We start from the raw sequence: 10,909 nt of genomic DNA on the forward strand, positions 1-10,909 counted from the left end.
GATGGCCAGAGGATCCTTTGGTGTCGCGATAGCCGACACCTGCTCTGTGGTGGGGTTTCTAAGCCCCAAGGCGGCGCGTACCGCCTCGGGGCCGTTATAGGACATGATTGCCGCGTCGACCAGAGAACCATTTGACAAAAGCGGTGGTCAATCAGACGTGGCGGGGACCCGGAATCTGCTGCGGCTCAAAGGTCGCCAGCACAGGCGCGAGAAGCCTGCCTGCTTCCCCCAATCGCTCTCGCATGTCGTCCGACATGTCGAACACGCCGGCATAGGTCATCGTCCTACCGATGCGGGTCGGAGTTCCGATGATCTCGAAGGCGCAGTCGATCGAGCGAAAGATCCGAGCCATCCGCGCGTCGAAGACCGACACAACGTGCTCGATGCCGGCACGCTGGCAAACCTCGACGATGCCGCAAAGAAGCTCGATCGTTGTGCGGTTCACGACATGGTTGGCTTCCGCACGTTCGCATGCGTTGAGCGCGGCAGGATTTACGGCGAACCGGGAGCTTTCCCAGATGAGGGGGCTCGCCGGCGCCCCACCCGGCACAAGAACCGGAAAGACGTCACGCAGCATATTCGGGCCGGTGGTCGGCAGCAGTCGGACCGCCCCCTGCAGCGCCCCGGTCCGGTCGTCGAGCGAAAGTAGGTAGAGGGGATCTTCGGCGTCGAAGCGGTCGATCTCCCTGCCATCGGTGACGGCGACGTCCCATTCGAGCCGGTCGGCGAAGACCGCTGCTCGCATCCGAAACATTTCATCGATCAGGGTGGAGTGACGCTCGCGCTCCGCGCCTTCGACGATGGTGATCATGGTGTTGCTCCTTGCGTTTGTTGAAAACGCTGAAGCAACTAACCCCCGGGAGAAGGACCCTAAATCCGGTGTATCTGCCGGATTTACGGTATTTGGCTGAGCAGACTAGCCTTGCCGGCTTTGTTCACCGCATGGGTGTTGTTGGCAGCTCCGAGCTTATGTCTGGCGCTCTCGAGGTAGCAGCGCACCGTGTGCTCCGACAAACCCAGGATGATAGCGGTTTCCCACGCCGTCTTCCCCTCGGCGACCCACAACAAACATTCCCGCTCGCGCGGAGACAGGCTGGCGGTCTCCACTCTCTGGCCCTCCAGCCGCAGGATGGCCTGATGCATATGGAGGGCCAGCATTTGGAAGTCGCGCATGTAGTAGAGGCGTAAGTGTCTCCAGTCCCGATCGCTGGCGTCGCTCGTGATCGAGACCAAGGCCCTGTCACCATGCTGGCCGTGGACGGGAAGAGAGATGCCGCGGCGGCCGAGTCCGAACTCAGCGGCCTCACCGAACAGACGCCGCACGTTCTTGTCTCTCCGATCGAAGGTATCCCAGTCGATCGGCAGCATGCGTCGCATGCCGATCTGCACAGCAGGATCAACATCGACGAAGCGCTGGGCCTTGTAGTGATCGACCCAGTCGTCCGAATAGGTTACCGCGAGGTATGGACCTTGCCCAGGCTGCGCCGCGAGCCCAGAGCCCAGATAAGCGACGGACTTCAGTCCATAAATCTCGAGTAGCCTGCACAAGAGCGCGGGAATCCGAGTCGCTTCTGCGATCTCCTCTAGGTTTGCGAGCAGTTCGAACAGTTCTAGATCATCGTCATGTCGATCGCGCCGTCTCATGCTCAATGCTCCTCCTGCAGTGCTGTAGTGCGTACGACCGCTGATCGTTGATCAAGGAAGACTGGACCAAGCGACATTCCTGCCCCGTGATGCACGAGGATTCTATGCCGGCCCCAAGGCAACTTCTGAGGCCCAACCGAGAGGAACCCAAGAAAGGAGCCGCAATGCTCAACCATCGAATCTCCTCGTAACCGCCGCAGCGGCGACAATCACGCGGCCAGCCACCGTTCGGGCGCCCGAACCGCTCACGTTCTGGGGCTGCTGGCCGCGCCTCCATCGTGCTCGTCCAGGCCGTAGCGAACGGTACGCTCGAAGCGATCGCCCGTCGGTCGCATTCAAGACCTGGCCTACGCCCGACGAAATGGCGCCGGGATCAGCTCCGGCTCAATGAAGGCGATCATTGTCCCGAGCTATGTGGTCGCAAATCTCCACCTGACGCCCTGTTTTTGCTGCGTGAGTTCGAGGGCTAAAAGATGACTTTTTTGTTCATCTTTTAGATGCACAACGGCTGCAGAAAATCAAGGAGCATGCGTGATCAGATCCGAGCCTTCGCAAATGCTCTTCATGATCGGGTTGTACTTTCCATTTCGGCTTGGTTCGCGCCATCTAATTTCTGCGAGAAGACATCGCCGCAGGTAGCGTGGTCCCCTGATGCGAACCGTACAGCCCGAAAAAACAGAAATTCGCAGTTCCTTGAGGCTGAGGCAATTTGCATAGCGACACGGGGTGCGGATAGCTCAGCGCCCATTGTCTGCTCCTCTCAGATGTTGAACGCCATGATAAGTGGAAGATCGAAGAGCCGCGCCCAGGCAATGGTTGCTGACTTCTGAATAGCGACGATGCTTGTGCCGTCTGTCCACCAGCCGTTTCCCGTCGCCACAATGATGTCGGGTGCGTAGAGTGCCGATTGCAGGACGGGCCAGACAATCAGCTGCTCATAACATATCAGCGGCGCCAACCGCACACCGCCGGTTTCGACGATCGGATTGGCGAAGAAGTGCGCGCGCGCGCCGCCGGACTCGCCAATCAGCGTTAGCCAGGGCTGCCACATTGAGATTGGCACCGGCATTCTCTCTCGGTAGAGGATGCGCGCTCCTTCGCCCGAGATTTCGACCATGACATTGTCATAGCCCTGCCCGTCAACCAGGATCGCTCCGGCATTGACGGTGACGTCGACTCCCTTGAGTTCACGGACCCAAAGGCGTTCAACGGTCGGCGACCACACACCGGCGGCACCCTCGGGCAGTACCACGATCTTGTTGCCCTGGGCCGCTGCCGCCTTTACTGCGGCGATCGTCTCGCGATGCTGGAACAACTCGGCATATGTGCCGCGCTCACCCCCGAATTTCGTATCGACACCGATCCAGCCCTGGGGCAGGCTGGGCTCCGTCCAGGTTGCGGCGGACCAGACAAACGCTCCTCCCCAGACGAGCGTTGCGATCGGCCAAAACTTCGTTGTCATGGCGAGGAGGCCGATCGCGGCCGCCACGAGGCCCCACCATCCCCAGCCCGGGAACACGATCCCGGCCGCCGTGATCGGATGCGCCCAACCCACGATTCCGAAGGGCGGCACGCTCATGAGGATTACCGCGGCGGCATATCGAAGGGTTCGTCCCGTCCCGGGCCGCGATGTCCACAGCACAGCATGCACGGCGACGAAGGCGAGCGATGCGCCAAGCCAGAGCGCGAGACCTTCGGCGATCCCGCTGCCAAAGTAATTGACAACACCCTGTGGCAGACCGCGTGACGCGGCGAGGAAATATCCCGCCGACACAATTCCGGCCGCGATCCGGGAAGGAGAATTGGCCCACAGGACGGGAAAGGCGAAGGCGAGCGGGAGGGTGAGGGGATTGCCGCTCCATGCGATTGCTCCGGCGGCAACGGCAAGCACCGCGAGCCCGATGGTCTTTGCGGCGTTAGGGATCACTGGTAAGGACCGGACGCGCCAGGCCGAGGACACCGGCGATCGGGACCGGCCCGAAATATCTCGAGTCATATGAACCTGCGAAATCAGAGTGGAGAAAGATGTGATCGGGCGGGACGATGCCGCCGGGGTAGCGAAGAAGCGCCCTTCCCTCGGCGTCCGCCGCGCGCAGCTCGGAGCCTGCGAGCGGCATTCCGTCGACGGAAACGGAACCGGCGATCTCCACGCGCTGTCCCTGCATCGCAGCGATGGTCTTGATCAGCGGGCTCAGCCATCCCGGGCATAGCCCCGAATGCAGATATCCCCGCAGCCGCGCGAGTGTGAATGCAGACGTTGGCGGCGGACAGATGATGACCAGGTCGCCGACAGCAACCTCGCGATCGAGTGGCACGATCCGCCAGACTCCGAGCGGATAGCTCGGCGTAAGATTAATGCGCAGGCCGCCTACATAGCCGAGGGCGAACAGGCTGATCACGGAAGTGGCGCCGATCCCGAGAATTGCGAGCGCGCGACGCCTGCGGGTCATTTGAGCACCTGGGACTGACGCTGGCTCTGACGCAGCGCCTCGGTTTCCTTGAGCGCCTGGACGGTGCCCTCGTGGGCCGCGAGCTGCTGCGCCGTGCGCATCATTGGCCAGGCCGCTGCGAGCTTTTCGCGTTCGGCCGCTGGCAGGCCGAGAGCTGCCTTGCTGAACACGGCGCCTTCGGTGTCCCGCGCGGCATTCGATAGCAATGTGCGTTCCCCGAACCGTTCGGAAACCGCCTTGTTGAAGCCGTCGATTTCGGCTTTGGCCATGCGATCGGCCAACGCGAACCCAAGTGCTGCCGAAAGATCATTGCTGTCGATCGCGTCGCGCACCTTTTCGAGCACGACGCGCGCAGCGGGTGAAAGCGCGGGAATATCGATAGAGACGCGATGGCGCAGCGCCGTTTCATCGGCCTCGAGCCTGCGCGTGGCCGCTTCACGCAAACGCAGGTAGCGCTCAATCTCGCGCCCGAGTGCCGGGATATTGGCCTCGGCCTCACGTCGTGCCTCCCGTTCCGCCCGGCCCGCCAGCAATCCTTCACGGCCACGCAGCGAACCGATCGAAGCGGGTTCACGCGCGAGCTGTCCGAGACGCTCCGATGCTATTGCGGGATCGGCGAGAATGGCATCGAAGCGCAAGGCGCGAAACGCCGCCTCCGGATCGGAAAAGACCAGACGGAACCGGTCGGAGACCTCCTCCCACTGTCTGGCAACCTCCTTTTCCGCGTGGACCCTCTCGGCCGCGACGTCGGTAATGGATTTGGCGAATGTGGTGACGCCCTTGACCATCGGCGCGGCCTCCATTTTCGATTGGACGGCGGACAGGGTGGTGTCGAAGAGGCCGATGCGGGTGCCGACGGCGCGAAGCTTTCGGCCGAGATCGGCAAGGCGCCGCTTCTGGCGCAGCGTCCATTCCAGCCGGTCGCGAGCGAGTGTGCGGGCGACCCGCATAAGATGAAGTCCACGGCTGTTGGCGAAGCTGAGCGCCTGCCGGTAGAAGCGTCCGGCGGCATAGTCGAGCGTGGTTTCCTTGGCGTTGCGCCGCGACAGGAGCCTGTCGAGCCCACCCGCGATCTGGAACGACCGCGCGCCGTAAAAGAGCTGGAGGTCCTCCCTATGCCGGGTCATCGCCACATAGGTCAGATGCCGGTCCAGCGAGAGCGAGGCGAGCACTTTCACGCGATCGACGGTCGCGCCCTGGCTCTTGTGGATCGTGGTGGCGTAGCCGAGATCGAGATTACGATAGAACCGCTCCTCGACTTCAACGCGGCGCTTGTCCGCACCCTCGCCGATCTCGGCGACGATCTTGCCTGGCCCGGCTTCGACCACCTTGGCAATCATGCCGTTCTTGACACCGAGCGCGCCCTCATTCCTGAGGAACACGATCTGGTCACCAGCGTCGAAATGCCGTGTTCCCTCTTCCGTTTGAAACGTGAAGCCCTCGCCGACGATGCCGCGCACGACCAGCTTTTCGCGGGCGAGACGGTTGAGTTCACGCACGTCGCGACGCAGATTGGCCAGGATGAGCGTGGACTTTTCGGGATCATATTCACGGTTCCAGGATGCGATCAGACTCTCGACCGCCTGGGCCTTCAGCTTCTCCCCGATCACCATGCCGTGGCCTCTATAGGCCGAGAGCGCCGCCGTCACATTGCCGCGCGCCAGATCGAGCGAGGCGGTGCGCATCCAAGCGTCCTTCTGGCGGTAGATCGTCTCGAGTTCGGCATAGCCGGTACGCTCGACGATGGCGCGGAAGGCGGCACCCGCCTCGATCGGCTGGAGCTGTTCGGCGTCGCCGACCAGGACGAGCTTGGCGCCTGCCCTCGAGACGGTCTCGACGAATGTCGCCATCTGCTTCGAGGCGACCATGCCGGCCTCGTCCATGACGAAGATCGTCTTGTTGTCGAGGCGGTTGCGTGCCTCGTTCCAACGCAGTTCCCAGGATGCCAGGGTGCGGGACGGGATTCCCGCTTCCGTCTCGAGGCCCTCGGCCGCCTTGCCGGCAAGCGCGCCGCCGACCACGGTGTAGCCTGCCGCCTCCCATGCCTCGCGCGCCGCGCGCATCATGGTTGTCTTGCCGGCGCCGGCGCGGCCGACAACGGTGGCAATCCGCGCGCCGGAGGTCACGTGCGCGATGGCCGTGCGCTGCTCGTCTGAAAGACGGTCGTGACGCGCGAAAACGTCGGCGACAATCTTCTCCCGGACGCCGAATCCCTTCGCCTTCCCAAGCGCGGACGCGCGGGATACCATCTCCGCTTCAAGGCGGATCAACTCGCGCGTGGTGAGCTTGTCCGGCAAGCGCGCACCGGTCGCGAAATCGACGGTCCCGGTTTCGAGACGAAGACAATCCGGGCTCTGAAGAATCCGCGCCAGGAGCTGCTGGAACGCTACCGGATCGTCGATATAGCGATGAAGCACCTTGGCGATGTCGCGCTCGTCGAAGACGCTCTTTTCGCGGCTGAGGAGATCGAGCACGATCTCCGGCCGGGCCTGAATGCGCTCGGCGTTCACCGCGCGCGCAGCCGCATGCGATGCGAGACGTTCGAGGCTGGTGTCCCTGCCCTCGCGCATTGCCCTGCGCTCGATCGCCTTTGCGCCCGGGCCGATATGGGTTGTGGGCACGAGATCGATGCCGCGCTCCGCATAGGAACGTCCATCGACGCGGATCTCGAAACCGCCCAACGCGAGGTGCTGGTTCTGGAGATCGAGCCAGCGTTGCCGCTGCTCAAGGAACTCGGTCTTCTCGCCGGCCCAGAGACGATACTGGATCTTGCCGGTTTTCGTGCGGGCCGCCTGGCCGTCAGCACCGATCACGGCGACCTTCTTGCCTCCGAAGCCGCTCTCAGTCAGCGGGCGCAGCGTCGTCATCAGATGCACATGCGGATTGCCCGGATCGTCGTGATAGACCCAATCGGCGACCTGACCGCGGCCGAGCACCTGCTCTTGGACGAACTGGCGCACCAGGGCGATGTTCTGCGCCTTCGACAGCTCCACCGGCAGGGCGATGATGAACTCCTTGGCGAACTGCGCGTCGGCGCGTTGTTCGAACGCCTCGACCTTGTTCCAGAACGCTTCCGCGGCGCCCGCGACCGAACGGTCCGCGATCATCTCACGCGCCCACTTCGGCGCATTCCCAGGAAGCAGGAATTCCTCGTGAGCGAGATTGCGCTTGCCCGAATAGTCGACAGCCCTGGCCTCGGCCGCATGCTCCATCTTCGCGCAGTGGCGGTAGGCGGCCGACAGCACGGCACTGCGCCCGTCAGCGCGTCCGATGATCTGGGGCGTGAAGTGTGTGATGGCCACGGTGTCAGCAATCCCGGCAGTTGAACGACATGCGTTCCGCAGGCCACGCCTCCCCTGGACCGGGGGCCGGGCGCGGAACGTCGCGTCAGCGACGTATTACTGCGCCCTTGGAGGCATTCCTTCGGAACGCCGGGATGATCTCTCAAAGCGTCGGCTTCGCCGACCCGTCATTTCTGCCGGGTCGCGCTGCGCGCGATCCCGGCCGATCCTCACCATCGCCACAAAGCGAATGGTCGAGAAGGAGACGACCGAAATGAAGAAGCCGTCATCGAAGATCAGGGAAGAAATCGCCAGGTTGCAGGAGCAGCTCAAGCAGGCCGAAACGCGCGAGGCCGAGCGCATCGGACGGCTCGCGCTCAAGGCCGGTCTCGGCGATATCGAGATTGACGAGCGCGCGCTCGTGACTGCATTCGAGGAGCTCGCGACGCGATTTCGCAAGGGGTCCGGACGGGCGACCAGGCCCGCGTCCGCGCCGGTCGCGCCTGGCGCGGCTCGGGGGCCGTCTGGCGAGGCTTGAGCGGATGCGACAGGCAAGGCAGTCAGAGGCGCGCAAGAAAGATACGCGCGAGAAGATCCAGCTCGGCGGGCTGATCGCCAAGGCCGGGCTTCGCTACGAGAAACGCGCACTGCTGCTCGGCCTTCTGATTGACGGCGCAAGCCGGATAAGGACCGACCAAGCCGAGCGCGCGCGGCTGATGGCGATCGGGATGAAGGCGTTCGCCGATGACCCCGACTAAGCTCGCCTTGCTTCTTGCCCCGGTCATCATCATGACGGGTGCCTGTCTCGCCCTGACAGGCATAGAACACTGGCTCGCAGGCTTCGCCCGCGCGCCGGACGCGCGGCTGATTCTTGGCCGGATCGGCATCGCGCTGCCCTACGCGGCAGCAGGCGGGACAGGCGTCGTCTTTCTCTTTGCGGCCAGGGGCGCGATCTCGATCCGGCGCGCGGGCTGGGGAGTCGTCGCCGGCACGTTGGTGTTGATCGCGATCGCGACGGTCCGCGAGATCGGCCGGCTCGCCGGATTCGCCGCAACGGTGCCTCCAGGCACATCGATCGTCGAATACACCGACCCCGCTACACTGACAGGGGCGGTCGTTGCGGCGGTCGCCGGCGTGTTCGGTCTGCGCGTCGCTCTGCGCGGCAATGCCGCTTTCGCGTCGGCCGCGCCCCGCCGGATCCGGGGCAAACGTGCCATCCATGGGGAGAGTGAGTGGATGACCATCTCCGCGGCCCGACGCCTCTTTCCCGAGGCCGGCGGCATCGTCGTCGGTGAGGCCTGTCGCGTCGACAGGCAAGCGGACGGCAGGCGCGGTTTCCGCGCCGACGACCGCGAGACATGGGGTGCTGGGGGGAAATCGCCGCTGCTGTGCTTCGACGGTTCGTTCGGCTCCTCGCACGGGCTGGTCTTCGCCGGGTCGGGCGGCTTCAAGACCACCTCGGTGACCGTTCCGACGGCACTCAAATGGGGCGGCGGGCTGGTCGCCCTCGATCCATCAAACGAGGTCGCGCCGATGGTGATCGGGCACCGGCGCAAGGCCGGCCGATCGGTCTTCGTGCTCGACCCGAAGGAGCCGGGCACCGGCTTCAACGTGCTTGACTGGATCGGGCGGTTCGGTGGGACAAAGGAGGAAGACGTGGTGGCGGTCGCCACCTGGGTCGTAACCGACACCGCTCGCCAGGCATCGATCCGCGACGACTTCTTTCGCGCGTCCGCGCTTCAGCTCATCACCGTGCTGATCGCCGACGTATGCCTGTCGGGGCATACGGAAAAGGAAGACCAGCATCTGCGGCAGATGCGAGCCAACCTCTCCGAGCCGGAGCCCAAACTGCGCGAGCGGCTGCAACTGATCTACGACAATTCCGAATCCGCGTTCGTCAAGGAGAACGTGGCGCCCTTCATCGCCATGACGCCCGAGACATTCTCCGGCGTCTACGCCAATGCGGTCAAGGAGACTCATTGGCTTTCCTATCCGAACTATGCCGCCCTGGTTTCCGGCGACAGCTTCTCGACCGACGATCTGGCGGATGGCAACACCGACGTGTTCGTCAATCTCGATCTCAAGACGCTCGAAGCGCATCCCGGCCTGGCGCGCACCGTCATCGGCGCACTGGCCAACGCGATCTACAACCGCAATGGCAAGGTGAAGGGCCGCACGCTGTTTCTGCTCGATGAGGTCGCGCGGCTTGGATATCTTCGTATTCTCGAAACCGCGCGGGACGCTGGGCGCAAATACGGTATCAGCCTGCTGCTCCTGTTCCAGTCCATTGGGCAGATGCGTGAGACCTATGGTGGGCGGGACGCAGCGAGCAAATGGTTCGAGTCCGCCTCGTGGATTTCTTTCGCTGCAATCAATGACCCGGAAACCGCCGACTACATTTCGCGGCGCTGCGGCAACACGACGGTCGAGGTGGAGCAGCTCAGCCGGACTTCGCGCATGTCGGGATCGTCGCGGACGCGCTCGCGGCAGCTCTCCGCGCGGCCGCTGATCCTGCCCGAGGAGGTTCTGCGAATGCGCGCCGATGAACAGATCGTCTTCACGGCCGGCAATCCGCCGCTCCGATGCGGCCGCGCCATCTGGTTCCGGCGAGAGGATATGATCTCGGTGGTCGGGGAGAACCGGTTTCAACGGACCTAGCCAGGGACGGTTCTCAAAAAGAGCTTCCGGCATCAACGGCATGAATCGATCAGCCTTGATCGATTCAGAAAATGCGTTGGACGATGCTTCCGCGTCGAGCGAGACTTCCGGACATGAACGAACTCCATCCGGTTCATCTTCGTCGCATCGACCCATCGCAGAACATGCGGCGGTTCTACAGCCTTTCCGTTCAGCCCACATTGTTTGGAGGAGTGTCCCTCGTGCGTGATTGGGGTCGGATCGGAGCGCGCGGACAGTCGATGATCGAAACCTTCGATACACCTGCCGAGGCCGGCAATGCGATGACGCGGCTCGAACGGAGGAAGCGGCGCCGGGGCTATCTCGACCCGCATGCCTCGCGGAGCGGCAGGCGGGAGTGAAGTGGACGATTGGCGTCGAATGTGGCGGCCGCCGTTTCGTCGACACAGAAACGGCCCCGCTTTCTCGGCGGGGCCGTTTGGGACCTCGTCAGTCCCGATTGCCGTTGGGGCGGGACCAGATGAGCTGCACGCCTTCCTGGCCTTCCACCTCGATCAGTGTGGCGTAGATCGGAGCCGGGAAGCTCGGGTCGTCCAGCTTGACCGAAAGGTAGTCGCGTTCGGTCTGCTTGGCCTGTTTCTGCCACGCCGCACCCAGCTCAACTGCACCCGAGAAGATGCGGAAGTGCGGTCCGTTCTCGGAAGGGTTTTCGACGCGCTCGAAGCGGGCCTTGACGTTGAGCGTGAGGGTCTTGATCGCTCCGGTGAAGCCGAGTTAGGGCAGCCGTCAACTGTATCTTTGCGCGGAAGCTGTTGATCTGACTTCGAGATTCTCTGAAGGACACTTCTGAGTGTCCTTTTGCCGAGCTGCGGCGCCACTGGATAAAGCACAGTGTGC

The 10,909-nt window shown here is 63.5% G+C and carries 9 protein-coding genes and 1 pseudogene; 4 read left to right on the forward strand and 6 right to left on the reverse strand.

Translation table 11 applies throughout. The features are described 5' to 3' along the window. Positions 1 to 151: 151 nt before the first annotated feature. The 5 genes from AmiPiv_RS20830 to traA all read right to left on the reverse strand — a co-directional run bounded on the left by AmiPiv_RS20830 (position 152) and on the right by traA (position 7,396). Entirely contained in the window at positions 152 to 811 is a 660-nt protein-coding gene (locus AmiPiv_RS20830) for an acyl-homoserine-lactone synthase (RefSeq protein WP_252928210.1), read from the reverse strand. Between the two features lie 83 nt (positions 812 to 894). Next, on the reverse strand, positions 895 to 1,644 hold the full coding sequence (locus AmiPiv_RS20835) for a LuxR family transcriptional regulator (RefSeq protein WP_252928209.1): 750 nt from the start codon (positions 1,642 to 1,644) through the stop codon (positions 895 to 897). A gap of 760 nt (positions 1,645 to 2,404) precedes the next feature. Further along, positions 2,405 to 3,571 carry a conjugal transfer protein TraB gene (locus AmiPiv_RS20840; RefSeq protein ID WP_252928207.1) on the reverse strand — a complete coding sequence of 389 codons (1,167 nt, stop codon included), beginning with the start codon at positions 3,569 to 3,571 and terminating at the stop codon, positions 2,405 to 2,407. Next, positions 3,561 to 4,094 carry a conjugative transfer signal peptidase TraF gene (gene traF, locus AmiPiv_RS20845; RefSeq protein WP_340040453.1) on the reverse strand — a complete coding sequence of 178 codons (534 nt, stop codon included), beginning with the start codon at positions 4,092 to 4,094 and terminating at the stop codon, positions 3,561 to 3,563. Before traF ends, AmiPiv_RS20840 begins: the two co-directional genes overlap by 11 nt. Continuing rightward, positions 4,091 to 7,396 carry a Ti-type conjugative transfer relaxase TraA gene (gene traA / locus AmiPiv_RS20850; RefSeq protein ID WP_252928204.1) on the reverse strand — a complete coding sequence of 1,102 codons (3,306 nt, stop codon included), beginning with the start codon at positions 7,394 to 7,396 and terminating at the stop codon, positions 4,091 to 4,093. Before traA ends, traF begins: the two co-directional genes overlap by 4 nt. A 253-nt stretch (positions 7,397 to 7,649) precedes the next feature. Between traA and traC the strand changes: the two genes are divergently transcribed. The 4 genes from traC (at position 7,650) to AmiPiv_RS20870 (ending at position 10,413) form a co-directional block, all read left to right on the forward strand. Continuing rightward, positions 7,650 to 7,913, forward strand: coding sequence for a conjugal transfer protein TraC (gene traC / locus AmiPiv_RS20855; RefSeq protein WP_252928202.1), 264 nt, complete (start codon positions 7,650 to 7,652; stop codon positions 7,911 to 7,913). 4 nt (positions 7,914 to 7,917) lie between these two features. Then, entirely contained in the window at positions 7,918 to 8,133 is a 216-nt protein-coding gene (traD, locus tag AmiPiv_RS20860) for a conjugal transfer protein TraD (protein ID WP_252928200.1), read from the forward strand. Further along, a complete protein-coding gene (gene traG, locus AmiPiv_RS20865; RefSeq protein ID WP_252928198.1) occupies positions 8,120 to 10,033 on the forward strand; it encodes a Ti-type conjugative transfer system protein TraG in 1,914 nt (637 codons plus the stop codon). The genes traD and traG overlap by 14 nt, the downstream gene beginning before the upstream one ends. A 113-nt stretch (positions 10,034 to 10,146) precedes the next feature. After that, positions 10,147 to 10,413, forward strand: a complete 267-nt coding sequence (locus AmiPiv_RS20870; protein ID WP_252928197.1) for a WGR domain-containing protein — start codon at positions 10,147 to 10,149, stop codon at positions 10,411 to 10,413. An 88-nt stretch (positions 10,414 to 10,501) separates the two neighbouring features. Here AmiPiv_RS20870 and AmiPiv_RS20875 read toward each other — a convergent pair. Further along, a pseudogene (locus tag AmiPiv_RS20875) lies at positions 10,502 to 10,783 on the reverse strand (DUF736 domain-containing protein); the annotation flags it as partial. Between the last annotated feature and the right edge of the window lie 126 nt (positions 10,784 to 10,909).

Origin of the sequence: Aminobacter sp. Piv2-1 (assembly GCF_037625995.1) — a bacterium.
GTDB lineage: Bacteria > Pseudomonadota > Alphaproteobacteria > Rhizobiales > Rhizobiaceae > Aminobacter.

Coding starts and splice junctions, on each gene's coding strand:
- traF (WP_340040453.1), bottom strand. CDS start 4,094: ATGACCCGCAGGCGTCGCGCGCTCGCAATTCTCGGGATCGGCGCCACT.
- AmiPiv_RS20870 (WP_252928197.1), top strand. CDS start 10,147: ATGAACGAACTCCATCCGGTTCATCTTCGTCGCATCGACCCATCGCAG.
- traC (WP_252928202.1), top strand. CDS start 7,650: ATGAAGAAGCCGTCATCGAAGATCAGGGAAGAAATCGCCAGGTTGCAG.
- AmiPiv_RS20835 (WP_252928209.1), bottom strand. CDS start 1,644: ATGAGACGGCGCGATCGACATGACGATGATCTAGAACTGTTCGAACTG.
- traG (WP_252928198.1), top strand. CDS start 8,120: ATGACCCCGACTAAGCTCGCCTTGCTTCTTGCCCCGGTCATCATCATG.
- traD (WP_252928200.1), top strand. CDS start 7,918: ATGCGACAGGCAAGGCAGTCAGAGGCGCGCAAGAAAGATACGCGCGAG.
- AmiPiv_RS20830 (WP_252928210.1), bottom strand. CDS start 811: ATGATCACCATCGTCGAAGGCGCGGAGCGCGAGCGTCACTCCACCCTG.